Raw genomic sequence first — 24,529 nt, forward strand, 5'->3', positions numbered from 1 at the left:
GCCGTGACAGTCGTGACGGTGACGGCCGGCGCCCTGCCCGACCTCGTCCGGGAGCGTCCTCCCGGGCCGGGCGGGTGCCGGCTCGTCACCGTCGACGGCTGGTCCGGCTCGGGGAAGAGTGCGCTCGCGGTGCGGCTCGCCCGGGCCCTCGACGCCCCGGTCCTCTCGATCGAGGAGCTCTACCCCGGCTGGGACGGTCTCGCCGCCGCGATCCCGCTGGCCCGCGAGTGGATCGCCGAGCCGCTCTTCCACGGCCGCCCCGCCCGTTGGTGGCCATGGGTCTGGGAGCGCGACGAGCGCTCGCCGGACCCGCGCACCCAGCCGTGCGTGCCGGTGGTCGTGCTGGAGGGCTGCGGCTCCGGTGCGGCCGCGCTGCGCCCCTTCACCAGCACCGCGATCCGGGTGGACTGCCCGCCCGGGGAGCGGGAGCGCCGGCTGCGCGCCCGCCCCGACTGGCCGGGCTACGCACCGCACCGCGCCCGCTTCCTCGCCCAGGAGCACCGGTACTTCCCCGGCGCCCCCGGGCCCGACGTCGTCGTCCGGACCTGAGAAGGCCGACGTCCTGGGAACGCCGGGGGCCGCCGCCCCGGACCCCCCGATCCGGGACGACGACCCCCGCTCCCCCCTCGGCGGTCCCCCCACCGCCGTGTGCGCTACACCGAGGCGCGGCGCAGGAACAGGTAGGCGACGCCGGCCGCCAGGACCGCGACGATCGCCGGGTAGCCGGCGAACAGCACCGCCGCGGGCGTGTCGCTGACGAAGCGACCCACCGCCGGCCACGCCTCCTGCCAGGTGACGATCACCGCGGCGACGCCGGCGAGCAACAGCAGCCCCACGGACGCGATCCACATGCCGACCTGGCCGAACCGCTTGAGGATCGTGCCCGCCAGGATGCTCACGAAGGAGAAGAACACGAACGGCACCGTGTAGACCAGCCACTGGAGCGCCCAGTTCTGCTGCGTCAGGAACGGGATGCCGAAGAAGTGCAGCCCCATCCCCCAGCCGCCGGTGACCTGCTCGAGCGCGAGCAGCAGCGTCAGCAGGAGGCCCTGCACCGCGGACTGGGCCAGGACGAACAGCGCCGTGCCGGTGAAGAAGTCGCGGCGGGTCACCGACAGCCCGAGGGCAAACGGGAAGACCTGCGTCATGGTCACCAGGTGGGCGACGATCACGAAGATGTAGATCGACAGGAGCCCGCCGGTCACCTTCGGCTCCCCGGCCGGCGGATCCGGGACCAGCGCGAAGATCACCAGGTTGATCGCGAAGGCGATGCCGAGGATCAGCCACGGCATGCCCAGCTGCACCGGCAGGTTGACCAGCTGCATCCGCGCCACGGCGAGCGGGCGGCGGCGCCGGCCCGGCGAGTCCAGGGCGGCGGGGACGGAGTCGAGTGCGGTGGTCGGGGTCGTCATCGCGCGGCCACCTCCCGGCCGTCGTGGTTCTCGCGCCGGGGTTCCGTCGCGAGCTGGGTCGTGCGGACCACGAGCTGCTGCAGCGAGACGGGCTCGAACTCCAGCCCCTCCGAGCGCAGCCGGGTATCGGGGTCGGCGCCCTCGAGCGTCACCCGCAGGAAGCCCCCCAGCTCCTCGCGGTGCAGCTCGGTGTGCCCCTCGGCGAAGGCCTTCACCGCGGCCGCCGGCCCGGTGACCGTGACGGCCCGGCCGCGCAGCACGTCGGCGTCCTCGTCCATCAGGATCCGGCCCCTGTCGATCAGCACGACGTGCTCGATCAGGTCGGAGACCTCGTCGATCAGGTGCGTGCTCAGCACGATCGTCCGCGGGTGCGCGGCGTAGTCGGCGAGCAGGCGGTCGTAGAACAGCTGCCGCGCGACCGCGTCGAGGCCCAGGTAGGGCTCGTCGAAGAAGGTCAGCGGCGCCCGCGAGGCCAGCCCGATGATCACCCCGACGGCCGAGAGCTGGCCGCGCGAGAGCTTCTTGATCATCTGCTTCGGGCGCAGGTGGAACTCCTCGACCAGCGACGCGGCGAAGCCGGCGTCCCAGTTCGGGTAGAGCATCCCCGCCGTGCGCAGGGCGTCGCCCACCCGGAAGTTGTCCGGGTACTTCTGCGCCTCCCGGATGAAGCAGACCCGGTCGAGCACGGCTGGGTTCTCGTACGGGTGCAGGCCGAAGACCTCGACCTCGCCCGCCGTCTCGAAGCCCTGCCCGGTCAGGATCTGCATGATGGTGGTCTTGCCGGCACCGTTGCGGCCGAGCAGGCCGTGGACGGTGTTCTCCCTGAGCTCGAGGTTCACGTCGTCGAGCGCGGTGAAGCCGCCGTAGCGCTTCACGACCCCGCGCATCCGCACCGCCGTCATTCGTCGTCCCCCCAGACGTCGATCATCTTCTTGATCTGCTCGGCGTCCATCCCGAGCCTGCGGGCCTCCATCAGCAGCGGCGCGACGTACTGCTTCGCGAACTCCTCGCGGCGTCGCTCCAGCAGCTGCGTGCGGGCGCCCGTGCTGACGAACATCCCGATCCCCCTCCGCTTGTACAGCACCCCGTCGGCGACGAGCTGGTTCACGCCCTTCGCGGCCGTCGCCGGGTTGATCCGGTGGAACGCGGCCAGCTCGTTGGTCGACGGGACCTGGCCCTCCTCCGGCAGCGAGCCGTCGATGATCGACGCCTCGATCTGCTCCGCGATCTGGAGGAAGAGGGGCCGCCCGTCGTCGATCACGGCGACCGCCCCGCCCGGTCCCAGTCCGTTGGTTCATTACTCATGTAGGTAACCATGCAGCCACTGAGGTGGCGGTGTCAAGCGGACTGACGGGAACGCCGGACCCACGGGGTGCCCGAGAGGCCCGGACCGGGGCTCGGAGCGTCGTGAGTGGCGATGGTCGCTGGAGCAGCTATCGCCACTCACGGGGTGTCACGAGGGGCTGTGCGGGCTGGTCCGCCTCGCCGGCCGCCTGAAGACCGGGTCGACGCACCGCCCGCCCAGGCCCGCGGCCGGGTGACGGGCCGGCTCACAGCTCGGACCGGCGGCTGGCGAGCGTCTCGGCGACCTGCGCGAGCTTGACGTTGAGCGCCTGCGAGGTGCGCCGCAGGATGTCGAAGGCCTCCTCGGCCGAGATTCCGCGGCGCTCCATCAGGATCCCCTTGGCCTGGCCGATCACGTCCCGGCTCTGCAGCGCCCGGCGCAGCTGCGCCGTCTCCAGGTCCGCCGCCGCACAGGCCTGGGTGGCGGCCAGCGCGGTCGACGCGTGCGCCGCCAGCACCACCGCCACGTCCCGCTCGGCCACGTCCAGCCCGCCGACCTCCCGCGAGTAGAGGTTCAGCGCACCCATCCGCGGGGTGTCGCCCTCGGGGAACAGGCCGACGGCCAGCACGGCACGCACGCCGAGCGCGGCGGCGGCCGGGCCCCACCGCGGGAACTCCCGCGAGTCGACGAGGTCGGCCACGTGCACCAGGCCCATCCCCTCGCGCCGGGTGGCAGCCACGCACGGGCCCTCGTCGAGCCGGTACTGCAGCTCGTCGAGCCGGGTGGCCAGCTCCTCGGTCTCGACGGGGGTGTGGAAGCCGCGCTCCGGGTCGCGCAGCGTGACGCTCACCAGGTCGGCCCCGGGGACCACGGCCTTCGCCGACCTGATCACCCGGTCCAGCACGTCGCGCACGGTGCCCGCCTCGAGCAGGGCGGACGCCAGCGCCACGAACTCGCCGGCCAGCGGCCCGACGATCCGGTCGTCGGGCAGGGCGAAGCGCCGCCGGTCCTCCGCCCAGTCCTGCTCCGTGGTCACCGCTCACCCCTCCGCCGTCCGCCGGTGAGCGATCGTCGCCCGTCCCGCCCTCGGGGGCAAGCTCACCGGGCGCGGTGTGCGCCACCCCGCCGGTTCCGGCCCCGCAGCCGGCGCACGACCAGCCAGACGAGCCCCACGAGGCAGAGGACGAGCATGACCTTGGAGACGGGCGCGAGATAACCCTCGACCCGCTCCCAGTTCTCCCCCAGCAGCCAGCCCAGGCCGAGGAACACGGCGTTCCACACCCCGCTGCCGATGGCCGTGAGCAGGGTGAACCGCCAGAGCGGCATCCGGGCGAGGCCGGCCGGGATGGAGACGACGCTGCGGATCAGCGGCACGCACCGCGCGAGCAGCACGATCGCACTGCCGTGCCTGGCGAACAGCGAGTACCCGCGCTCGAGGTCCTTGCGGCTGGACAGCACGAACCACCGCTTGCCGGCGAGCTCGTAGAGCCGCTCGTAGCCCAGCCAGGCGCCCAGCCCGTAGAGCACCAGCGCCCCGGCGACGGACCCCGCGGTCGCGGCCGGCCAGACCCACAGGGCGTCGATCGCGCCGACCCGGGCGCGGAAGCCCGCGAGCGGCAGGATCACCTCCGACGGGATCGGCGGGATCACGTTCTCGAGGAAGATCAGGAGCCCCACCCCGGCGGCTCCGAGACGGTCGACGATCGAGAAAACCCAGTCGGCCACCTAGCCAGGGTGCCCGATTTGCCTGAAAACAACCTGAGCGAGGGCGAGCCCCGGACGCACGAGCGGCACTCTCGTGCGGACCTACCGCACAAGAGTGCCGTTCATGGGAACGTCGATCAGGCCGCGGCAGCCGCCTCCTGGGCGCGCTTGCGCAGGGACTCCGGGACCTCGAAGCGCGGACCGTACTTGGCCGCGAACTCGTCCGCCCGCTTCACGAAGCCGGCGACCCCGCCCGGGTAGCCCTCGATGTACTGCATCACGCCGCCCGTCCAGGCCGGGTAGCCGATGCCGAAGATCGAGCCGATGTTGGCGTCGGGCACGGTCTCGAGCACGCCCTCGTCGAAGCAGCGCACCGTCTCGAGGGACTCGATCACCAGCATGCGCTCGGAGAGCTCCTGCAGGTCCACCTCGTGGTTCGTGGCCCCGAACTGCTCCCGCAGGCCCGGCCACAGCCGGACGCGCTTGCCCTCGGCGTACTCGTAGAACCCGGCGCCGGAGCTCTTCCCCTTGCGGCCGAACTCGTCGACCATGCGGTCCACGATCTCGTCCGCGGGGTGCGGGACCCAGGAGTCGCCGGCGGCCGCCTGCGTCTCCTTGCGGATCTTCTGCGGCAGGGTGAGCGTGAGCTCGTCCATCAGCTGCAGGACGGGCGCGGGGTAGCCGGCCTGGGCCGACGCCTGCTCGATCGTCTGCGGGTCGATGCCCTCGGCGAGCATCGAGATGCCCTCGTTGACGAACGTCCCGATCACGCGGCTGGTGAAGAACCCGCGCGAGTCGTTGACGACGATCGGGGTCTTGCGGATCCCGAGGGTGACGTCGAAGGCCTTGGCCAGCGTGGCGTCGGAGGTCCGCTCGCCCTTGATGATCTCGACCAGCGGCATCTTGTCCACCGGTGAGAAGAAGTGCAGGCCGATGAAGTCGCCGGGCCGGTCGAGGCCGGCCGCGAGCTCGGTGATCGGCAGCGTGGAGGTGTTCGAGCAGAGCAGCGCGTCCGGCTCGACGACCTTCATCGCCTCGCGGAAGACCTCCTGCTTGAGCTCCACCGACTCGAAGACGGCCTCGATGACGATGTCGCAGCCCGCGAGGTCGTCGTAGTCCGCGGTGGGGGTGATGCGCCCGAGCAGCGCCTCGCCCTTCTCCACGGTCACCTTGCCGCGCTTGACGCCCTTCGCGACCAGGCCCTCGGAGTAGCCCTTGCCCTTCTCGGCCGCCTCCAGCGAGACGTCCTTGAGCACGACCTCCCACCCGGCCTGGGCGCAGACGTACGCGATGCCCGCGCCCATCATCCCGGCGCCGAGCACGGCGACCTTGCGCGGCGTGTACCGGTCGTACCCGTCCGGGCGCGACTTGCCGCCGTTGATGGCCTGCAGGTCGAAGAAGAACGCCTTGGTCATGTTCTTCGACACCTGGCCCACGACCAGGTCCACGAAGTAGCGGCTCTCGATGCGCAGGGCGGTGTCGAAGTCCACCTGCGCGCCCTCGACCGCGGCCGAGAGGATGTTGCGCGGGGCGGGCATCGGCGCGCCCTTGAGCTGCTTGCGCAGGTTCGCCGGGAAGGCCGGCAGGATCGCGGCGAGCTTCGGGTTCGACGGCGTGCCACCCGGGATCTTGTAGCCGGGGGTGTCCCACGGCTGCTTCGCCTCGGGGTTCGCCGCGATCCAGGCCTTGGCCCTGGTCAGCATCTCCTCCTTCGAGGAGGCCAGCTCGTGGAGCACGCCCAGCTCCAGAGCCTTCTCCGGCGTGAGCCGCTGGCCCTGCGCGAGCACGTTCATGAACCCGCCTGCGATGCCGAGCAGCCGGGTGATGCGGGTGACGCCGCCGCCCCCGGGCAGCAGGCCCAGGGTGACCTCGGGCAGGCCGTAGACCACGCCCTTCGCGTCGAGGCCGATCCGGTGGTGGCAGGCGAGCCCGATCTCCAGGCCGCCGCCGAGCGCGGTGCCGTTCATCGCCGCGACGACGGGCCGGCCCAGCTTCTCGAGCCGGCGCAGCTGCGCCTTGACCTCGGTGACGTTCTCGAACACCGCCGGGCCGTCGTCCGGCTTGGCCGAGATCAGGTCGTCGAGGTTGCCGCCGGCGAAGAAGGTCTTCTTGGCCGAGGTGATCACGACGCCGGTGATGTCGTCCTTCGCGGCCTCGAGCTCGGTGATCACCTCGCCCATGGCCTGCTTGTAGGCGTCGTTCATGGTGTTGGCGCTGGCGTTCGGGTCGTCCAGGGTGACGATCGCGACCCCGTCGGAGTCCTTCTCCCAGCGCACGGCCTTCTGGTCGGTCACTGCTGTCGTTCCCCTCAGACTCGCTCGATGATGGTCGCGATGCCCATGCCGCCGCCGACGCACAGCGTGGCGAGCCCGCGCTGGAGGTCCCGGCGCTCCAGCTCGTCGAGCAGGGTGCCGAGGATCATGGCGCCGGTGGCGCCCAGCGGGTGGCCCATGGCGATGGCGCCGCCGTTGACGTTGGTCTTGTCGTGCGGGATCTCCATGTCCCGCATGTACCGCAGGGCCACCGCGGCGAAGGCCTCGTTGATCTCGAACAGGTCGATGTCGTCGACCGTGAGACCGGCCTTGGCGAGGGCCTTGCGGCTGGCCGGGGCGGGCCCGGTGAGCATGATCGTCGGGTCCGCGCCGGAGAGCGCGGTGGAGACGATCCGGGCGCGCGGGGTGAGGCCCGCGGCCTTGCCGGCCGCCTCGGTGCCGATCAGGCACAGCGACGCGCCGTCGACGATGCCGGAGCTGTTGCCGGCGTGGTGCACGTGGTCGATCTTCTCGACCCAGTGGTAGCGCTGGAGCGCGACGGCGTCGAAGCCGCCCTCCTGGCCCATCATCTCGAACGAGGGCTTGAGGCCGGCCAGGCTCTCGAGCGTGGCGCCGGCGCGGACGTGCTCGTCGCGGTCCAGCACGGTCAGCCCGTTGCGGTCCTTGACCGGCACGACGGACTTGGCGAAGTAGCCGTTGGCCCACGCCTTGGCGGCGCGGGTCTGCGACTCGACGGCGAAGGTGTCGACGTCCTCGCGGGAGAAGCCCTCGATCGTCGCGATCAGGTCGGCGCCGATGCCCTGCGGCACGAAGCCGGTGGTGTAGCTGGTGTCCGGGTCCATGGCCCAGGCGCCGCCGTCCGACCCCATCGGCACGCGGCTCATCGCCTCGACGCCGCCGGCGAGGACCATCTCCTCCATGCCGGAGCGGACCTTCTGGGCGGCGGTGTTCACCGCCTCCAGGCCGGACGCGCAGAACCGGTTGAGCTGCACGCCGGCGACGGTGTGCGGCAGGCCGGCGGCGATGGCGGCGGTCTTGGCGATGTCACCGCCCTGGTCGCCGACGGGGGACACGACGCCGAGCACGACGTCGTCGATGACGTTCGGGTCCAGCTCCGGGTACCGGGCGCGGAGCTCCTGGATCAGGCCGATGACCAGGGAGACCGGCTTGACCTCGTGCAGGGAGCCGGAGGCCTTCCCGCGTCCCCGCGGGGTCCGGATCGCGTCGTAGACGTACGCCTGTGGGATCGATGGGGCGGTCTCGCTCATGCGAACCCTCTCGTGAAGAAGTCTGCCCGGAGCGCAGGCGGTGGCGCCGCCCCGCGTCCGATCGTGACACCAGAATTGTTACAGCAGGACTGTCACATGGGTCAACCCGTGCCGTAACCTGCCGCCATGGCAGCACCAGCGCCTGCGGGACCCGATCCCGAGCTCCTCACGGTCGACCAGCTGGCCGCCCGCACCGGCACCACGGTGCGGACGATCCGCTACTACGCAGGTCGCGGGCTCCTCCCGCCGCCGCAGCTGCGCGGGCGCACCGGGCTGTACGGGCCGGACCACGTCGCCCGGCTGCTCCTGGTCGCCGAGCTCTCCGACCTCGGCTTCACCCTGACGGCGATCGAGCGGCACCTCGAGCGGCTCCCCCACTCGGCCGGGCCGGAGGAGCTCGCGTTGCAGCTCGCGCTGCTCACGCCGTGGGCGCCCGAGCAGCTCGACGAGGTCGACCACGCCGGGCTGGAGGCCAAGGCCGGGCGCCGGCTCGACGAGGGGGCCGTCGACAAGCTGGTCGCCTACGGCGCCGTCGAGCCCGTGGACGGGGACCGCTACCGCGTGCAGGGCCCGATCGCGCTCGGCGCGGGGCTCGACGCGCTGGACTTCGGGCTGCCGGCCGACTTCTGGCGCCGCTCCCGCGAGGTCATCGACCGGCACACCTCCGCGCTCGCCGACGACCTGATGACGCTGTTCCAGGAGGAGGTCCTGCAGCCGTACCGGGACGCGGGCCGCCCCGCCGAGCAGCGGTCCCGGCTGGCGGCGGCGCTCTCCCGGCTCAAGCCCGTCACGGTGCAAGGCGTGGTCACGGCGTTCGGGCGCGCAGTGAACCGGACGATCCGGGAGCGCTCCGAGCACCCGCCCGCGCGGCGCTCGCCGCAGACCGGGGCCACCTCCGGCGGGTGACCCGCCGCCCCGGATCCGCGGCGAGACTGGCCGCTCGCGCGGAGGGAGGCATCGGGTGGGAGGCGTGGGGCAACCGGCCGGACACGGCGGATGAACAGCCGCCCGGAGCGCCTCGGGTCCCGGCGGCGCCAGGCCGTGGCCTCCCTGACCCGCTCCGTGCTCACCACCGTGCTGCTGGTCGTCGTCTACTACCGGGCCCCCCTCGACCGGGGGATCAATCCCGGGACCCTGTTCTGGTTCGTGGCCGGCCTGGTCGCGCTCGCCCTCGCGGTCGTGTGGCAGACCCGGGCCATCATCCGGTCCGACGTGCCCCGGCTGCGCGCGGCCGAGACCGCGATGATCGGCCTGCCCGCACTCCTTCTGCTCTACGCGTCGGTCTACACGGTCATGTCGACCGCCGCGCCCGCGTCGTTCACGCAGAACCTCGGCCGCACGGACGCGCTGTACTTCACCGTGACCGTGTTCGCGACGGTCGGGTTCGGCGACATCACGCCCGTCTCGCAGGTCGCGCGGATCATCGTGACGACGCAGATGGTCACCGGGCTGCTCGCCGTCGGCGTGGTGGCGAAGCTGCTGCTCGGCGCCGTACAGCGGGCCACCACGAAGAACGGCGGGTGACGGGCGGCGTCAGGACCGCCGGACGCGCGGGCGGGCCGTCCGGCAGGACGGCAGCGTCGGGCCGGGTGTGGGGCCGGGCGCCGGGCGCGGCACCACCCGGGCGGGACGGGCCCGCGTCCTGGCGACCGCCGCGGCCCGCGACCGGGGGTTCCGCGCCGCGCCGGGCGCGGGCCGGCGCCGCGCCGGGGCGAGCAGGGCCGCCTCGAGCCGGGCGAGCAGCAGGACGGCCAGCATGAGCAGCACCGGCAGGCCAAGCGCGACCGGCAGCAGGACGAGCAGCACGTGGAACCCCCTCCCGGCGCGGCCGTCCCACGCGGCGGCCGCACCTCCCCCAGGCACGGTCCATCGTCCGGCCGCGCCGACCGGTCGCATCACCTCGCGCAGGTGATCCCGTCAGGCCGTGACCCTCCTCCCCCGGCGGCCGTAGCGCCGGCTGCCGGCGTACCCCGACAGGTCGATCAGGAAGGCGAGGGCCAGCCAGACGGCGTCGAACCCGTGGATCCCGCCGGGCGCGACGAGGACGTAGACCAGCGTCGTGAGCGGCAGGAACACGATGCCGAGGATCGGCCACAGGACGGTGTCGAAGGTGGCGTTCCAGCGGACGGGGTCGACGAGCCACCACAGCACGTCCACGATCCGCGGCCCGAACAGCAGCAGTCCGACGAACAGGCACACGGTGTCCTCCCGTCAGCGCCGGCGGTCCAGCGCGGCGTCGAGCGTGGTGGCCGCGTCGATCAGCGCGAGGTGGGTGAACGCCTGCGGGAAGTTGCCGATCTGCTCACCGGTGAGGGCGATCTCCTCGGAGTAGAGGCCCAGGTGGTTGGCGTAGGTCAGCATCTTCTCGAACGCCTGCCGCGCCTGGTCGAGCCGGCCCGCCCGGGCGAGCGCGTCGACCCAGGCGAAGGAGCACAGCGAGAACGTGCCCTCGGAACCGCGCAGCCCGTCCGGCGAGGCGGCCGGGTCGTAGCGGTACACCAGGCTGTCGGTGACCAGCTCGGCCTCCATCGCGTCGAGCGTGGAGATCCACATCGGGTCCTCCGGCGTGATGAAGCCGACGGTCGCCATGCGCAGCAGGGAGGAGTCGAGGACCTCCGTGTCGTAGTGCTGCACGAACGCGCCGCGGCGGGCGTTCCAGCCGCGCTCCATGACCTGGCGGTAGATCCGATCGCGCTCCTCGCGCCACCGCTCCAGCGGCGCCGGGCGGCCGGACTCGATCGCCTGCCGGATGCCGCGGTCGAGCGCGACCCACCCCATCACGCGGCCGTAGGTGAAGGACTGCCGGCCGCCGCGGGTCTCCCAGATGCCCTCCTCCGGCTGGTCCCAGTGCTCACAGAGCCAGTCGAGGACCTCGGTCATCGCCTGCCATCCGCGGTGCGGGGCACGGAGCCCGGCCCGGTCCAGCGCCGCGATGCTGTCCGCGGCCTCGCCGTAGATGTCGAGCTGGAGCTGCTCGGCCGCGCCGTTGCCGATCCGGACGGGGGACGAGCCGCGGTATCCGGACCAGTGCTCGAGGATCTCCTCCTTGAGGTCCGAGGAGCCGTCGACGCGGTACATGATGTTGAGCGGGCCGCCCTCGCCGCCGATCCGCTCCCGCACCCGGTCGCCCAGCCACCCGCCGAACCGCGACGCCTCGTCGACGAAGCCCATCTTGAGCAGCGAGAACACCGAGAACGACGCGTCGCGCACCCAGGTGTAGCGGTAGTCCCAGTTGCGCTCGCCCCCGACCTGCTCGGGCAGGGCCGCGGTCGGGGCCGCGACCAGCCCGCCCGACGGGTCGTAGGTCAGCAGCTTCAGCGTGATCGCCGACCGGTTCACCATCTCCCGCCACCGCCCGCGGTACGTGGAGCGGGAGAGCCAGGTGTGCCAGAAGGCCACGGTGTCGTCGAAGAGCCGGTTGATCTCCTCGACCCTGATCTCGCGCGGCGGGTCCGTGGCGTCGGCCTCGAGCACCACCCCGCGCAGCTCGCCGGCGGCGAGCTCCAGGGTGAACCCGACGTCGCCCTCCTCGACCTTGACCTGCGCGATGCGCGGGTCCTCCGGCTCGCGGACGGGGTTCAGGGTCAACGTGAGCGCGTCGGTGGCGAACACCGCGCCCTGATCCGTGACCTCGGTCCGGTGCGCGCGCCGGCCGTAGTCGAAGCGCGGCGCGATGTGCCCCGCGAAGCGCATCCGCCCCCGCACGCAGCGCACCATCCGGACCAGTCGGCTCCCGCCGTTGTGCCGGCCCAGGACCGGCATGAAGTCGGCGACCTCGCCGACGCCGGAGTCGGTGAAGAAGCGCGTGACCAGCACGGCCGAGTCCGGGAAGTACATCTGCCGGGAGGTGTGCGGATCCACCGGGGCCAGCCGGAAGTGGCCGCCGCGCTCGTCGTCGAGCAGGGCGCCGAACACGCTGGGCGAGTCGACGCGCGGGCAGCAGAACCAGTCGACCGTGCCCTCGGTGCTGACCAGGGCGGACGTGTGGAGGTCGCCGATGAGTCCGTGGTCGGCGATCGCGGTCTCGGTCATGGGTTCCTCCTCGACGGCGGCGCTGGTCGCGCCACCGTCGCCCCGCGGGACGGGAGCGGCATCACCCGCCGCGAACGATCCCCCTCGGGCACGCCTCTAGGCTCCGGGCGTGGCGACGGCGCAGGAGTACGTCCATCCGTGGCACGTCCGGTACCACGAGGTCGACCAGCAGGGCGTCGTCTTCAACTCCTGGTACCTGGCCTGGTTCGACGAGGCGATGTCCGGTTTCCTCGACCATGCCGGGCTCGCCTACGGCGACCTGGTCGCGGCGGGGTACGACGTCCAGCTGGTGCGGTCGGAGATCGACTGGCGGGCCGGGGTCGGCTGGGGCGACCCGGTGGCGATCGCGGTGTCGGCCGGGCGGATCGGCACCACCAGCTTCGACCTGCACTTCGAGGTGCGCCGCGGGGACGAGGTCACGTGCGTGGGCCGCACCGTCTACGTCGTGATCGCCACGGACGGCTCCGGCAAGCGCCCGCTCCCCGACCTGCTCCGCAAGGCTCTCGAGAAATAGTGGACAGCGTCGCTATCGGATAGTTAAAGTATCGGCCATGCGCATGGCCGAGCTGAGCCGCGTGACCGGGGTGCCGGTCGCGACGATCAAGTACTACCTCCGCGAGGGGCTCCTCCCCCGCGGGGAGGTCACGACCTCGCCGAACCAGGCGCGGTACGGCCAGGAGCACGTCCGCAGGCTCGCGCTCGTCCGGTCGCTGGTGGAGGTCGGCGGCCTGTCGATCGCCGCGGTGCGGGCCGTCCTCGCCGCGATCGACGACCCGGCCGTCCCGCTGCACGACACCCTCGGCCTCACCATCGACGCCGCCGACGCGCCCGCGCCTGCCGTCGACGACCCCCTGCACGCGGCCGCCGCCGCACGGCTCGACGCGATCGTCGCGGAGCGGGGCTGGCGGCTCTCGCCGGACCCGCTGGCCCGCCGGGCCGCGATCGACGTCCTCGCCACGATGCAGCGCGTGACCGGCGACCGGCTCACCGGCCTGGCCGACGTCTACGCCGAGGCCGCCGAACGGATCGCCGAGGCCGACCTCGACACGGTCACCGCCGTCGAGGACCCCGAGACCCGCGTGGAGACCGCGCTGGTCGGCACGGTCCTCGGCGAGCGGCTGCTCGCCGCCCTCCGCCGGCTCGCGCAGGAGCACGTGTCCGCCCAACGGTTCCCACCGCCCTCCCGGGAGACGCCATGCCCGCCACCACCGGATCCGTCCCGTCCCTGACCCTCCGCGGCGCCCTCGGCTGGCACCGGCCGCTGATGGTGCTCGCCGTCGCGATGGCCGCGCTGAGCGTCGTCGGCCTCGTCGGGCTCGTCGCCGACGACCGGGTGCTCACCGGGCTGCCGATCTGGGCCAAGCCCACCAAGTTCGCCCTCTCGACCCTGATCTACGCCGTGACCTGGGCCTGGCTCGTCGCCCTCGTCCGCGAGCACCGGCCCGAGGCGGCCCGGTGGACGCACCGGGCCGGCACCGTCGCCGCGGTGCTGCTCGGGGCGGAGTTGGTGATCATCGTCCTGCAGGTCGTGCGGGGCACCACCAGCCACTTCAACCGTACGACCCCGGTCGACTCGACCCTCTTCACGATCATGGCGGTCTCGATCGTCGCCGTGTGGCTCGCCTCGCTCTACGCCGCGGCCCAGCTCTACCGGGTCCGCGGGCTCGACCCCGCCCGCGGCCGGGCGGTCCGCGCCGGCGCGGTGCTCGCCGTCGTCGGGATGGGGCTGGGGGTCCTGATGACGCTGCCGGGGATCGCCGGGCCCACCGCCGCGGCCGGGATCACCGGGGCGCACACCGTCGGGCTGGCCGACGGCGGGGCGGGCCTGCCGCTGCTCGGCTGGAGCACCGAGGCCGGCGACCTGCGGATCCCGCACTTCGTGGGCATGCACGCGCTGCAGGTGCTCCCGCTCGTGCTCGTCGGGCTGGAGCTGCTGGCGGCACGGGTCGCGGTGCTGCGGTCCGTCGACGTCCGGGCCGGGCTGATCGGGGTCGCCGCGGCCACCTACGCCGGGCTGCTCGCGGTCGTGACGTGGCAGGCGTTGCGGGGGCAGTCGCTGATCGCCCCCGACGCAGCGACCCTCGCGGTCACCGGCGCCGTCCTCGTGGGTGCGGCGGTGGGGGTGGTCGTGGTGCTGCGGCGGGGACCGGTCGCGGTCTGAGGTGGGGTGGTCGTGGTTCTCGCCGCGCCGGTCGCGGCCGTCGTGGTTCTTGCCGCGCCGGTCGCGGCGGTCGTGGTTCTCGCCGCGCCGGTCGCGGCCTGACCAGGTTCAGGGCGTTCACGGTGGGTGAAAACCGCAGGTCCCGGATTCGCCGTGGGCGAAGCAGGGTTCCCGGTGGCCCGGCCGACCCTAGCGTCGGCCGGGTCAGGTCCCGCCGCCGTCGCGACCGCGTTCCGGTCCGCGGCGTCGCCCGCGAGGAGGTACCCGTGCCCGTCCCGATCCCGTCCCCGAACCCGCCGTTCCACCTGCCCGCCACGCCGCTGTCGGGCCCGCTGCCCCCGGTCCGGATGAGCGCACCCGCCTCCGCGCCCGGCCTGGCCGACTCGGTGTTCGAGCGGCTGCTGACCCACCGGATCGTCGTCCTCGGGCAGGAGGTCGACGCCGACATCGCCAACCGCATCGCCGGCCAGATGCTGCTGCTCGCGGCCGAGGACTCCGAGGCGGACATCTCCCTCTACATCAACTCGCCCGGCGGTTCCGTGCACGACGGGCTCGCCGTCCTCGACACCATGCGGTTCATCCCGTGCGACGTCGCCACCTACGCCATGGGGCTTGCCGCGTCGATGGGCCAGGTGCTGCTGTCCGCCGGGACCCGCGGGAAGCGGTACGTGCTGCCGCACACGAAGGTGCTGATGCACCAGCCCTCGGCCGGGGTCGGGGGCGCGGAGACCGACATCCGGATCCGCGCGGAGCTGTTGCGGCGCAACAAGGAGGAGATGGCCCGGCTGATCGCCGAGCACACCGGGCAGACGGTCGAGCGGATCACCGAGGACTTCGACCGCGACCGCTGGTTCTCCGCCGAGGAAGCGCTCGCCTACGGCTTCGTCGACCACGTCGTGACCAGAGCGGGCGAGGTGAGGTGAGGTGAGGTGAGACCCGGGCGGGCGTGAGGGGGAGGTTCGGCGCGGAGGCGGGGCGGAGATGGGGCGGAGGTGGGTCCCGCGAGTCGCGCCGTGGCCCCATGAGTCGCTCTGTCGCCTCCCGCGAGTCGGGAGCTCCGGCACCGCGAGTCGCGAGCTCCGGCACCGCGAGTCGGGAGATTTGGCACCGCGAGTCGCGAGCTCCGGCACCGCGAGTCGCGAGCTCCGGCACCGCGAGTCGGGAGATTTGGCACCGCGAGTCGGCACTCTCCGGTCACCGAGTCGGCGATTCCGGGACACAGGATCGTGGGCTTGCCGGAACCCGGGGGACCCGGCAGCGTCGGGGCGTGATCGAGGTGGTGCAGGAGTCGCTGGTGCTGCCGGGCGGCGAGATCGTCGTCGTGCGGCCGGCATCCGGGGTCGAGGTGCCGTTCGACGAGCTCGGCGACGAGCTGCTGCCCCCGCACTGGGCGGAGATCTGGCCGAGCGGGATCGCGTTGGCTCACACCGCCACCGCGATCCCGTCCGGCACGCGGGTGCTCGAGATCGGCTGCGGTCTCGGGCTCCCCGCCCTCGCGGCCGCGCGGGCGGGTGCCGACGTTCTCGCCACCGACCAGTCGTCGACGGCGATCGGCCTGGTCCGGCGCAGCGCCGAGCTGAACGACCTCGTGCTGCGGGCCGAGGCGCGCAGCTGGTCCGATCCGGCGCTGGAGCCCGTCGACCTGGTGCTCGGCGCCGACCTGCTCTACGGGCACCGCAACGTCGTCGAGCTGCTGGCGGTTCTCCCCCGGCTCGCGCGGGAGGTGTGGCTGACGGACCCCGGCCGAGCACTGGCCCCCGAGTTCCTCGCCGACGCCCGGGCGACCTGGACCGTGACCAGCCGGCCGACCGGGCAGGACGGCGTCACGCTCCACCGTCTGACCCGCGACACGACCTGACCCAGGGCCTCCCGACATCGCACACTCGGTCGCCCGGAACTGCCGACTCGCGGTGCCGGAACTCCCGACTCGCGGTGCCAGAAGTCCCGACTCGCGGTGCCGGAACTCCCGACTCGCGGGAACCTTCACGCCGTCTCACGTGACGGGCGCTCAGCTCATGGTCAGCCCGCCACTGACGCTGAGGGTCTGCCCGGTGATGTAGGCGGCGTCGGGCGAGGCGAAGAAGGCCACCGCGCCGGCGAGGTCGGTGGGCTGGGCGAGACGGCGGAACGGGATCGCCCTGGTCAGGGACTCCCGCAGCTTCGGGTTGTCCCCGCCCATCGAGGCGAACAGCGCGGTGTCGGTCGGGCCGGGGCACACGACGTTGGCGTTGATCCCGTGCCGGGCCGTCTCGCGCGCCACGGTCTTGGTGAAGGCGATGACCCCGCCCTTCGCCGCGGAGTACACGGCCTCGCCGGACGAGCCGACCCGCCCGGCGTCGGACGCGAGGTTGACCAGCGTGCCGCCGCCCTGCTCGATCATGATCGGCAGCACGGCCTTGCACGTGTGCAGGACGCCGTAGAGGTTGATCCGGATGACCGTGTCCCAGTCGGCCGGGTCGGAGTCGACGAACGGGCCGGCCTTGTCCCAGCCCGCGTTGTTGACCAGCACGTCGATCCGGCCGAACCGCTCCTGGACCTGCGCGACCATGGCGTTCACGGACTCGCGGTCGGTCACGTCGGCGCGGATCCCGACCCCGCCGACGGCCTCCCCGGTCTCCTTCGCCGTGGCCTCGTCGACGTCGGTCGCGACGACCGTGACGCCGTCGGCCGCGAGCCGCTCGGCGATGGCCCGGCCGATCCCGCGGCCGGCCCCGGTCACGATGGCGATCCTGGACACTGTTCCTCCTTACGGGGCGAGCTCGCGGCCGACCCGCTGCCGGGCGATCACGAGCTTCATGATCTGGGCGGTGCCGTCGCCGATCTGCAGGCCGAGCACGTCGTTCATGCGCTGTGCGAGCGGCAGCTCCGTGCGGTAGCCGTACTGGCCGTGCAGCAGCAGGCACTGCGTGATGGCGTCGTGGGCGACCTTCGGCGCCCACCACTTGCACTTGGCGGCCTCCGCGGTGTGCGGGAGGTCGTGGTCCTTCAGCCACAACGTCCTCAGGCAGAGCAGGCGGGCCGCGTCGAGCAGGGTCTCCGCCTCGGCGAGCGGGAACGCGACCCCCTGGTTCGTCGACAACGGACGGTCGAAGGCCTCGCGGCGGGTGACGTACTCCCACGTCTCGTCGAGCGTCTGTGCCGCGCAGCCGAGGACCTGCAGGCCGATCAGCGCGCGGCTGACGTCGAAGCCCCGCATGACCTGCGAGAACCCGCGGCCCTCGGCGCCGATCAGGTGGTCGGCGGGGATCCGGACGCCGTCGAGGTGCGCCGCGCCCCGCCCGACCGCGGCCGTGCCCATGTCCGGGTACGGCTCGCGGGTCACGCCGGGCCGGTCCAGTGGCACGAGGAACGCGCTGATGTCGCGGCCCCGCTCCTGGGACGGCCCGGTCCGGGCGAAGGCGACCACGGCCGCGGCGTCGGCGGCGAAGGACAGGGACTTGACGCCGTCGAGCACCCAGTCCGGCCCGTCGCGCCGGGCGGTCAGCCGGGGCGTCCCCGCGTCGGACCCGGCGTGCGGCTCGGTCAGCCCGATGCCGACGATCTCCTCGCCCGAGCAGATCCGCGGCACCCACTCGGCGGCCAGCTCCGGGGCGTTGCCCGCGAGGATCTGCCCGACGAGCGAGCCCACCACCTGCAGGTACCCGACGCAGACGTCGCCGCGCCCGATCTCCTCGGTGACGAGCCCGGCGGTGACCCGGTCCGTCCCGTGCCCGCCCAGCCCGGCGGGCAGCTCGGGGGCGATCAGGCCGGCGGCGCCGATCTCCTTGCGCAGCTCCGGCTCGATCCGCTCCCGCCCGCGGTAGGCCGGCAGCAACGTCCCGACGGCGAGTGCGCGGGCCCGGTCGCGGAAGGACTCCTGCTCGGCGCTGAGCGAGAAGTCCACGGTCAGTGGGCCTGGTAGTACTTGGCGAACTCGGGCGGGCGCTTCTCGGCGAAGGCGCGGGCGCCCTCCATGCCCTCGTCCGACACCGCGAACAGGTCCAGGGCGGACATCGCCATGTTGGACAGTCCGGCGTGGTGGTCGGTGTCGGCGTTGAACGAGTGCTTGAGCACGCGGATCGCCGTCGGGCTCTTGTCGGCGACCTCGGCGGCCCAGGCCCTGGCCGTGTCCATCAGCTCGGCGGCGGGGACGATCACGTTGACCAGGCCCATGTCGAGCGCCTCCTGCGCCGAGTACTGCCGGCACCAGAACCAGATCTCGCGGGCCTTCTTCTCGCCCACCACGCGGGCGAGGTAGGCGGAGCCGAACCCGGCGTCGAACGAGCCGACCTTGGGCCCGCTCTGGCCGAAGCGGGCGGTGTCGGCGGCGATCGTGACGTCGCACAGCACGTGCAGCACGTGCCCGCCGCCGATCGCCAGCCCGTTGACGGCCGCGATCACGGGCTTCGGCACGTCCCGGATCAGCTTGTGCAGGTAGCCGATCTCGAACATCCCGCTGTCGCTGGGCCCGTAGTCACCGGTCTCGGCCCGCTGCTTCACATCGCCGCCGGTGCAGAACGCCTTGTCCCCGGCCCCCGTGAGGATGATCGCGCGCACGTCGTGGTCCGCCCACGCGGCGCGGAACGCCCTGGTCAGCTCCTCGACGGTCTTCGCACGGAAGGCGTTGTACCGGGCCGGGCGGTTCATCGTGATGACGGCGGTGGTGCCGTCGACCTCGTAAACGATGTCGGTGAAATCAGGGCTGTAGGTCACGTCGACTCCCTCGTCTCGTTCGCCGACCACCGTGACAAACTTTGACTCTTGGGTCAAGATGTGAATCGTGAGTCAACGAGTGGCGCGCAAGCGCGGGCAGCGGGTGCGGGCGATCCTCACCGCCGCGGCCGAGCTCTTCGGCGAGCGCGGCTACGCAGGAGTGAGCCTCGAGGACGTGGCCGACCGGCTCGACGTCACGAAGGGCTCGCTCTACTACTACTTCGCGAGCAAGGACGAGCTGGTCACGGCCGCGATCGAGACCCTGGGCACGGACTGGACCGACCGGCTGGAGGCGCTGCCCGTCGCCGGGTCGCCCACCGAGCGGCTGCGGGCGCTGCTTCGCGAGCACATCCGGATCGCGGTCCGCGAGTACCCGGCGGCGCTGCGCATGTTCCTGGTTCCGGACGAGTGGCCAGAGGAGCAGCGGTCCCGGATCACGGCCCTGCGCCGCCGGCACGACGCGGTGTTCCGCGCCGTCCTCGAGGAGGGGCTGCGGGGCGGCGAGTTCACCGTGGTCGCCGTGGACCCGACCCTGCAGGCGATGCACGCCGCGATGTCGCAGGCGCCGGTCTGGGTGCACGACGACCGCGGGATCGACCAGCTCGCCGACACCCTGATGATGCTGGTCGGCGTCAGCGCGGGAACTGCGGCATGAGGGTGCCGGCGCGGCGGCGCAGCCCGTCGATCGTCGCGATGTCGTCGTCGATGTCGGTGAGGTCCGCGGCCACCTTCTCCAGCCCCTCCACGGCGGACAGGGCGGAGCCGAGGCGGGAGTCGAGCTCGTCGTCGCGGCGGGTCAGCGCGGCCGTGACGGCCCGGCGCAGCTCCGCGTTGGCCGAGCGCGCGGCATCCCGTGCCTGTTTGCCGACGGTCAGCTGGAACTCGTCGATCATCGTCCGGACCGCGGTACGCACGTCCGCGCGACGCCGGTCGAGGCCGCGCTTGCGCTCGCCGCTCAGCGCCGCGCCGCCCAGCCCGATCGCGCCCAGGCACGCGCCCGTGACCAGCATCCACACCGGCACGGCCACGCCGAGGAACCGGGTGAGCACGAAGGCCATCATGATCCCGCCGTACGAGGGCATGACCACGGTGAGCAGCCGGGCCGGGATCGGGGTCCGCCCGGCGTCGCCCGCGGGCGGCTCCTCGATCAGCGCGACGGTCTCGGCGCCCGGCGGGATCGGGATGTGCGGCATCGGCAGCCGCTCGGTCAGCTCGGTGCCCTCGGTCAGCCGGTCCGCGACAACCCGAACACCGTAGTCCAGCTCCACCCGGAGCCGGTCCGCCTCGGCCGCGAGCCGGTCCCGGAACCGCCCCATGATGGCGGCCCGCTCCTTCCCCGGGTCGTGCTCGCCGATGTCCCGCTCGGTGTCCGCGAGCACCGCCCGGGTGCGCGTGCGCAGGGAGAACTCGACGTCCGAGCTCAGCCCGGCGAAGCCGTCGCCGAGGATCTGCGACCACTCCCGGGACACGGCCCGCAGCCGGGACGACCGCGTGCGCAGCGCCTTGAGCTCGGCGCGCAGCCGGGCGCCGCGGGCGGGGTCGGCCAGCGCGGCGCGGCGGAAGCGCAGGTCCGAGCGCAGCGAGTCGAGCGCCCGGACGAGCTCCTGCGAGGCCGCACGCATCGCGGCCACCCGGCGGCCGGCCGTCGTCGCGCCCGCCAGGTCGTCCCGGGCGGCGCGCAGCCGGCGGGCAAGGTCCTCGCGGTCGTTGGCCTCCGCACCGGCGAGGGTGGTGCCGAGCAGGTCGAGCGCCTCGTCGACGGGGTTGCGGACGGGTTCCGGCGTGGCCACGACCGGGCTCCTCCTCGGGCGGGGACGGGCCGGGGAGGGCCCGCGGGGAACGTGACGGACGGCCGGGGCGCGTGCGTGCCCCGGCCGTCACCGGCGCGGGAGGCCCGCGCCCCGTGCGGTGGTCCTGTCGGCGGCGGCCCTAGTGGACGACGCCGCCGCTGTGGTCGTGCCCGGAGTGCTCGTGGTGCTGGTGCCCGTGGTCCTCGTGGTCGCAGTTCTTCCAGTCGTGGTCGTCGTGCTTCCAGTCGTGGTCGTCGTGCTTCCAGTGGTGGTCGCCGAAGTCGTGGTGCTTGTCGTGCCCGTCGTGGTCGTGCTTGTCGTGCCCGTGCTTGTCGTGGTCGTCGTGGTGCTTGTCGTGGTGCTCGTGCTTGTCGTGGTGCTTGTCGCCGTGGTGGCTCTTGTCGTGCGAGCTCTTGAAGTCCGGCATCTCCGGTCTCCGTCCTCGTGGGCGCGGCCGGGTGGTCCCGGCCGTCGGTATGACCGTCACCACACGCTCGCTGATACGCCGCGTGTCGTTACCGCCGTTCCGCCCCACGGCGCAGCGGCGTCAGCCCGCGGGCAGGACCGTGCCACGCACCTCTCCGAGGGAGAACCGGCCGCCGTCCGGACGCGGGGCGCTGGCGACGATCGAGACCTCGTCGCCGTCGTGCAGGTAGTGGCGGGTGGTGCCGTCGGACAGCGCGAACTCGTCCCGGCCGCCCCAGGTCAGCTCGAGCAGGCAGCCGCGCTGGTCGCGGCGGGCCCCGGAGACGGTGCCGGAGCCGAGCAGGTCGCCCGGCCGGATCGGGGCGCCGTTCGTGGTCAGGTGCGTGACGAGCTGGGCCGGCGTCCAGTACAGGTCGCCGCCGGGCGGGGTGGAGATCCGCTCGCCGTTGAGCCGCACCTCGAGGGTGACGTCGAGCCCCCGGTCGGACTTGCCCAGCAGGTAGGACAGCGGCTGCGGGTCCCGGGCGGGCGGCTCGGTCCAGGCGCCCGCCAGCTCGTCGAGCGGGGTGATCCAGGCGGAGATCGAGGTCGCGAAGGACTTGCCCAGCAGCGGGCCGAGCGGGCGGGACTCCCAGGACTGGAGGTCGCGCGCCGACCAGTCGTTGAGCAGGACCACGCCGAAGACGTGGTCGAGCGCCTCCTCCAGCGGCACCGGCCCGCTGCTCGCGCCGCCGAGGACGAAGCCCAGCTCGACCTCGAAGTCCAACGCCTTCGTCGGGCCCAGGTCGCCCGGACCGCGCTGGCCCGCGGGCCGGACGACGGGGCTGCCGCTCACGTAGACGGTGCCGGCGCGGCCGTGGTAGCCGACCGGGAGGTGCTTCCAGTTCGGGGTCACCGTGGCGCCCGGCTTCGCGATCGCGGCGGCGTTGGCCGCGTGCTGCTCGCAGGCGAAGAAGTCGACGTAGTCCGCGACCGTGAAGGGCAGCACCGGGACGACGCCGGCGTGCGGCAGGGCGTACGGCGCCAGCCGCTCGGGGTCGGCCAGCCACGAGGCCAGCCACTCCCGGACCTCCCGCCACGCCGGCCGGCCGGCCGCGAGCAGGCCGTCGAGCGTGGGCTCGGACAGCAGGGCCGGGTAGGGCCCGTCCTGGGCCGCGGCGAGCGTGCCGACGTCGATGTACGCGGTGCCGGCGGGCGCCACGATCCGCGACGGCCCGGGGCGCCCCGACCCGGCGACGACGCCGAGTGCCGTGCCCAGCGGCGGGTCCGGCGGGAGCAGGTCGGCGGCCGTCCGCGTCATGCCGGGCACGCTACCCCGGATGTGCCCTCCCACCCGTCGTCGTCGACCTTGCGGGTGCCCTCGGCGACAGCCGGCGCGCCGCCGCCGCCAGCATCGACCGGACGACGACGGGGTGCAGGTGCCGCACCACGCCCCAGTAGAGCCGGCCCCGGCCGCCGCGGATCCGCACGACCGTGCTCAGCACCACCCGCCCGGGCTCGCGCAGGACCGACGCCCGGAAGTCCAGGTGGCCGGCGTCGGTGCCCAGGAGCACCTCGTCGTCCGTGCGGCGCAGGGTGTCGAAGGCCGACCGGTCGGCCCGCTCGATCCCGACGATCCCCACCAGCGCCTTGCGCAGGGCGAGCAGGGCCGCGACCCACCCCGGCACCCGGCGGAACACCGCGTCCGCCCAGGCCTGCGGGTCGGTCGGCGCGCCGGCCGGCGCGGGCACGGCGTAGGCGTCGGCGGCGTCGACCCGCGGCAACGCCCCGCGCAGCAGCGCGGTGTCCGGCACGGGCACGGCGGTGGCCCGCGGCCGCTCGGCGGCCCGCCGGAGCACCCGGACCAGCGGGGACCGGCGCGCCGGGCGCCCGGGCCCGGTGCCGAGCGCGCGCTCGGCGGTGTCGAGCAGGTCCTCGAGCACGGCGTCGTGCAGCGGGCGCACGGCCAGCGGCCAGAGCACGCGCATGGCGCCGCCCGTCCGCAGCTGCAGCTCGTGCCGGAGGACGCAGCGGCCGGGCCCGCGGGACTCGACGACGAAGGCGTGCGTGCCGTCGAGACCCTGGCCGGGCGCCGCGGTGAACTCGACGAGCCGGCCCGGCTCGTAGCGGGAGACCGCGTACCGCAGCCCGCCGTGACCGCCCGACGCCCCCGGCCCGAGCGGGCGGTCGAGGGTCATCGGCGACCAGCCCGCGGGCCACAACCGGTCCCCCGGCCCGCCGAGGGAGTCGACCAGCTCCCACACCCGCTCCGCGGGAGCGGGGAGCTCACGCTCGTGCACGTTCCTGACCATCGGAAACCTCCGTACGCCACCGTACGGAAGCAACCATACGCTAGCGTACGGTGATGTCGAGGGCCGGACGCAGGACGTTGACCGCGGACGACTGGGCCGCCGCCGCCCTGAGGGCGCTCGCCGAGGGCGGCACGCGGGCCGTCGCCGTCGAGCCGCTCGCCGCCCGGCTCGGCGCGACCAAGGGCAGCTTCTACTGGCACTTCCGCTCCCGCGACGAGCTGCTGGCCGCCGCCCTCGACCGCTGGGAGCGGGTCGAGACCGAGGAGGTCATCCGCACCGTCGAGGCCGAGCCCGATCCCCTCGCCCGGCTGCGCGCCCTGTTGCTGTTGGTCCTGGGGGCCACCACCGAGCGCGCGGGCAACGCCGTGGAGCTGGGCCTGCAGGGCGACGCCGGGCACCCGCTCGTCGCCCCGGTGCTCGAGCGCGTCTCCCGGCGCCGGCTCGCCTACCTGACCGCCCTGTTCACCCGGCTCGGCTTCCCCGCCGCCGAGGCGGAGCGCCGCAGCCTCCTCGCCTACACCGCCTACCTCGGGCACGCCCAGCTCGCGCACGCCACGCCCGCCCTCGCCCCCCGGGGCGAGGTACTCCAGGCCTACGCCGACGAGGTGATCCGGACGCTCGTCGACCGGGGCGGTGGGGACGACCGGCCCGCGGAGTGATCACCGGCGCCCGGTTCTGTCGGTGGGGGCACGTACCCTCGCCGCCGTGGCGTCGACCGAGCTGATCCGGATCACCTGTTGCGGCTCGTCGTGGGTCGGCGCCGACCGGGCCCACTGCTGCCGCCGATTCGGGGGTTGCGGCGCGGTGTTCGACGACGTCAGGCTCTTCGACGCGCACCGGCCGAAGGGTGCGTGCACCGACCCCCGTGGGCTGGACCTGGTGCAGACCAAGAACGGCATCTGGCTGCGCCCGCTCGACCTCGCAGGCTGAGCGGGCTTCCCTCCCCCGGGGGACGTTCCGGGGCGAGGGACGCCGGGCACCTCGCGTCCGATCCATGAAAGGGTCACGATGCGCGCATCCCGCGCGGCGTGGACCGACACAGGAGTGAGAAGCATGGCGCAAGAGGTCCGTGGGGTCGTCTCCCTCGAGAAGGGCAAGCCGGTCTCCGTCGAGACGATCGTGGTCCCGGACCCCGGTCCCGGCGAGGCGGTCGTGAAGATCCAGGCGTGCGGGGTCTGCCACACCGACCTGCACT

At 73.4% G+C, this 24,529-nt stretch carries 28 protein-coding genes and 1 pseudogene; 12 read left to right on the forward strand and 17 right to left on the reverse strand.

Features of this window, described 5'->3' with window-relative positions; genetic code table 11:
- Nucleotides 1-3: 3 nt before the first annotated feature.
- The gene (locus PKE99_RS32175) at nt 4-549 is read left to right on the forward strand and encodes a nucleoside/nucleotide kinase family protein (RefSeq protein WP_063739871.1); all 546 of its coding nucleotides are present in this window, start codon (nt 4-6) and stop codon (nt 547-549) included.
- A gap of 104 nt (nt 550-653) precedes the next feature.
- Here PKE99_RS32175 and PKE99_RS32180 read toward each other — a convergent pair whose 3' ends face one another.
- From PKE99_RS32180 to PKE99_RS32210, 7 genes are all read right to left on the reverse strand, one after another.
- Entirely contained in the window at nt 654-1,412 is a 759-nt protein-coding gene (locus PKE99_RS32180) for a hypothetical protein (RefSeq protein ID WP_197040841.1), read from the reverse strand.
- A complete protein-coding gene (locus tag PKE99_RS32185; RefSeq protein ID WP_037052103.1) occupies nt 1,409-2,314 on the reverse strand; it encodes an ABC transporter ATP-binding protein in 906 nt (301 codons plus the stop codon). Before PKE99_RS32185 ends, PKE99_RS32180 begins: the two co-directional genes overlap by 4 nt.
- Entirely contained in the window at nt 2,311-2,670 is a 360-nt protein-coding gene (locus tag PKE99_RS32190) for a GntR family transcriptional regulator (RefSeq protein WP_037052192.1), read from the reverse strand. Before PKE99_RS32190 ends, PKE99_RS32185 begins: the two co-directional genes overlap by 4 nt.
- A gap of 292 nt (nt 2,671-2,962) precedes the next feature.
- Nucleotides 2,963-3,733, reverse strand: coding sequence for a GAF and ANTAR domain-containing protein (locus PKE99_RS32195; protein ID WP_037052105.1), 771 nt, complete (start codon nt 3,731-3,733; stop codon nt 2,963-2,965).
- A gap of 62 nt (nt 3,734-3,795) precedes the next feature.
- On the reverse strand, nt 3,796-4,422 hold the full coding sequence (locus PKE99_RS32200; RefSeq protein WP_037052108.1) for a DedA family protein: 627 nt from the start codon (nt 4,420-4,422) through the stop codon (nt 3,796-3,798).
- A 116-nt stretch (nt 4,423-4,538) separates the two neighbouring features.
- Entirely contained in the window at nt 4,539-6,695 is a 2,157-nt protein-coding gene (locus PKE99_RS32205) for a 3-hydroxyacyl-CoA dehydrogenase NAD-binding domain-containing protein (RefSeq protein WP_037052111.1), read from the reverse strand.
- A gap of 14 nt (nt 6,696-6,709) precedes the next feature.
- A complete protein-coding gene (locus tag PKE99_RS32210; RefSeq protein ID WP_037052113.1) occupies nt 6,710-7,942 on the reverse strand; it encodes an acetyl-CoA C-acetyltransferase in 1,233 nt (410 codons plus the stop codon).
- Between the two features lie 126 nt (nt 7,943-8,068).
- Here PKE99_RS32210 and PKE99_RS32215 point away from each other — a divergent pair, with 126 nt between their 5' ends.
- Both PKE99_RS32215 and PKE99_RS32220 read left to right on the forward strand, forming a co-directional pair.
- Nucleotides 8,069-8,848, forward strand: a complete 780-nt coding sequence (locus tag PKE99_RS32215; protein ID WP_037052116.1) for a MerR family transcriptional regulator — start codon at nt 8,069-8,071, stop codon at nt 8,846-8,848.
- Nucleotides 8,849-8,938: 90 nt separating this feature from the next.
- On the forward strand, nt 8,939-9,466 hold the full coding sequence (locus PKE99_RS32220; protein ID WP_037052119.1) for a potassium channel family protein: 528 nt from the start codon (nt 8,939-8,941) through the stop codon (nt 9,464-9,466).
- Nucleotides 9,467-9,475: 9 nt separating this feature from the next.
- Here the strand turns inward: PKE99_RS32220 and PKE99_RS32225 are convergent, their stop codons facing one another.
- Genes PKE99_RS32225 through PKE99_RS32235 form a run of 3 tightly spaced genes read right to left on the reverse strand, consistent with a single transcriptional unit; the run spans nt 9,476 to nt 11,974 of the window.
- The gene (locus tag PKE99_RS32225; RefSeq protein ID WP_156068038.1) at nt 9,476-9,805 is read right to left on the reverse strand and encodes a hypothetical protein; all 330 of its coding nucleotides are present in this window, start codon (nt 9,803-9,805) and stop codon (nt 9,476-9,478) included.
- Between the two features lie 54 nt (nt 9,806-9,859).
- The gene (locus tag PKE99_RS32230; RefSeq protein WP_037052126.1) at nt 9,860-10,141 is read right to left on the reverse strand and encodes a hypothetical protein; all 282 of its coding nucleotides are present in this window, start codon (nt 10,139-10,141) and stop codon (nt 9,860-9,862) included.
- A gap of 12 nt (nt 10,142-10,153) precedes the next feature.
- Complete coding sequence (locus PKE99_RS32235; RefSeq protein WP_037052129.1) at nt 10,154-11,974, reverse strand: glycoside hydrolase family 15 protein; 1,821 nt, start codon at nt 11,972-11,974, stop codon at nt 10,154-10,156.
- A 109-nt stretch (nt 11,975-12,083) separates the two neighbouring features.
- Between PKE99_RS32235 and PKE99_RS32240 the strand changes: the two genes are divergently transcribed.
- From PKE99_RS32240 to PKE99_RS32260, 5 genes are all read left to right on the forward strand, one after another.
- On the forward strand, nt 12,084-12,488 hold the full coding sequence (locus PKE99_RS32240) for an acyl-CoA thioesterase (protein ID WP_037052132.1): 405 nt from the start codon (nt 12,084-12,086) through the stop codon (nt 12,486-12,488).
- A gap of 37 nt (nt 12,489-12,525) precedes the next feature.
- The gene (locus PKE99_RS32245) at nt 12,526-13,203 is read left to right on the forward strand and encodes a MerR family transcriptional regulator (protein WP_051738135.1); all 678 of its coding nucleotides are present in this window, start codon (nt 12,526-12,528) and stop codon (nt 13,201-13,203) included.
- Nucleotides 13,170-14,135 carry a hypothetical protein gene (locus tag PKE99_RS32250; RefSeq protein ID WP_081924647.1) on the forward strand — a complete coding sequence of 322 codons (966 nt, stop codon included), beginning with the start codon at nt 13,170-13,172 and terminating at the stop codon, nt 14,133-14,135. The genes PKE99_RS32245 and PKE99_RS32250 overlap by 34 nt, the downstream gene beginning before the upstream one ends.
- A gap of 347 nt (nt 14,136-14,482) precedes the next feature.
- Nucleotides 14,483-15,058, forward strand: coding sequence for a ClpP family protease (locus PKE99_RS32255; RefSeq protein ID WP_037052201.1), 576 nt, complete (start codon nt 14,483-14,485; stop codon nt 15,056-15,058).
- Nucleotides 15,059-15,402: 344 nt separating this feature from the next.
- Entirely contained in the window at nt 15,403-15,993 is a 591-nt protein-coding gene (locus PKE99_RS32260) for a class I SAM-dependent methyltransferase (RefSeq protein ID WP_051738136.1), read from the forward strand.
- Between the two features lie 150 nt (nt 15,994-16,143).
- Here PKE99_RS32260 and PKE99_RS32265 read toward each other — a convergent pair whose 3' ends face one another.
- Genes PKE99_RS32265 through PKE99_RS32275 form a run of 3 tightly spaced genes read right to left on the reverse strand, consistent with a single transcriptional unit; the run spans nt 16,144 to nt 18,827 of the window.
- Nucleotides 16,144-16,872, reverse strand: a complete 729-nt coding sequence (locus tag PKE99_RS32265) for an SDR family NAD(P)-dependent oxidoreductase (RefSeq protein WP_037052135.1) — start codon at nt 16,870-16,872, stop codon at nt 16,144-16,146.
- Between the two features lie 9 nt (nt 16,873-16,881).
- A complete protein-coding gene (locus PKE99_RS32270) occupies nt 16,882-18,018 on the reverse strand; it encodes an acyl-CoA dehydrogenase family protein (RefSeq protein WP_037052138.1) in 1,137 nt (378 codons plus the stop codon).
- Between the two features lie 2 nt (nt 18,019-18,020).
- Nucleotides 18,021-18,827, reverse strand: a complete 807-nt coding sequence (locus PKE99_RS32275; RefSeq protein WP_037052207.1) for an enoyl-CoA hydratase-related protein — start codon at nt 18,825-18,827, stop codon at nt 18,021-18,023.
- A gap of 67 nt (nt 18,828-18,894) precedes the next feature.
- Here PKE99_RS32275 and PKE99_RS32280 point away from each other — a divergent pair, with 67 nt between their 5' ends.
- Nucleotides 18,895-19,482: a TetR/AcrR family transcriptional regulator gene (locus tag PKE99_RS32280; protein WP_231498397.1), complete on the forward strand. Its 588-nt coding sequence runs from the start codon at nt 18,895-18,897 to the stop codon at nt 19,480-19,482.
- Here the strand turns inward: PKE99_RS32280 and PKE99_RS32285 are convergent.
- The 4 genes from PKE99_RS32285 to PKE99_RS32300 form a co-directional block, all read right to left on the reverse strand.
- A complete protein-coding gene (locus PKE99_RS32285) occupies nt 19,460-20,617 on the reverse strand; it encodes a hypothetical protein (protein ID WP_037052145.1) in 1,158 nt (385 codons plus the stop codon). The genes PKE99_RS32280 and PKE99_RS32285 overlap by 23 nt on opposite strands.
- 139 nt (nt 20,618-20,756) lie before the next feature.
- Nucleotides 20,757-21,044, reverse strand: a complete 288-nt coding sequence (locus PKE99_RS32290; protein ID WP_051738137.1) for a hypothetical protein — start codon at nt 21,042-21,044, stop codon at nt 20,757-20,759.
- A 120-nt stretch (nt 21,045-21,164) separates the two neighbouring features.
- Nucleotides 21,165-22,343 carry a fumarylacetoacetate hydrolase family protein gene (locus PKE99_RS32295; RefSeq protein ID WP_037052212.1) on the reverse strand — a complete coding sequence of 393 codons (1,179 nt, stop codon included), beginning with the start codon at nt 22,341-22,343 and terminating at the stop codon, nt 21,165-21,167.
- Nucleotides 22,344-22,353: 10 nt separating this feature from the next.
- A complete protein-coding gene (locus PKE99_RS32300; protein WP_037052148.1) occupies nt 22,354-23,334 on the reverse strand; it encodes a DUF2867 domain-containing protein in 981 nt (326 codons plus the stop codon).
- Nucleotides 23,335-23,387: 53 nt separating this feature from the next.
- Between PKE99_RS32300 and PKE99_RS32305 the strand changes: the two genes are divergently transcribed.
- The 3 genes and pseudogenes from PKE99_RS32305 to PKE99_RS32315 form a co-directional block, all read left to right on the forward strand.
- Nucleotides 23,388-23,993, forward strand: a complete 606-nt coding sequence (locus tag PKE99_RS32305) for a TetR/AcrR family transcriptional regulator (RefSeq protein ID WP_037052151.1) — start codon at nt 23,388-23,390, stop codon at nt 23,991-23,993.
- 46 nt (nt 23,994-24,039) lie between these two features.
- Nucleotides 24,040-24,264 (forward strand): FDXHR family putative zinc-binding protein, encoded by a 225-nt coding sequence (locus PKE99_RS32310; RefSeq protein WP_037052214.1) that lies wholly within the window; start codon nt 24,040-24,042, stop codon nt 24,262-24,264.
- Nucleotides 24,265-24,387: 123 nt separating this feature from the next.
- Nucleotides 24,388-24,529 (forward strand): annotated as a pseudogene (locus PKE99_RS32315) (alcohol dehydrogenase catalytic domain-containing protein); the annotation flags it as partial.

The organism is Pseudonocardia halophobica (assembly GCF_027922425.1).
Lineage (GTDB): Bacteria > Actinomycetota > Actinomycetes > Mycobacteriales > Pseudonocardiaceae > Pseudonocardia > Pseudonocardia halophobica.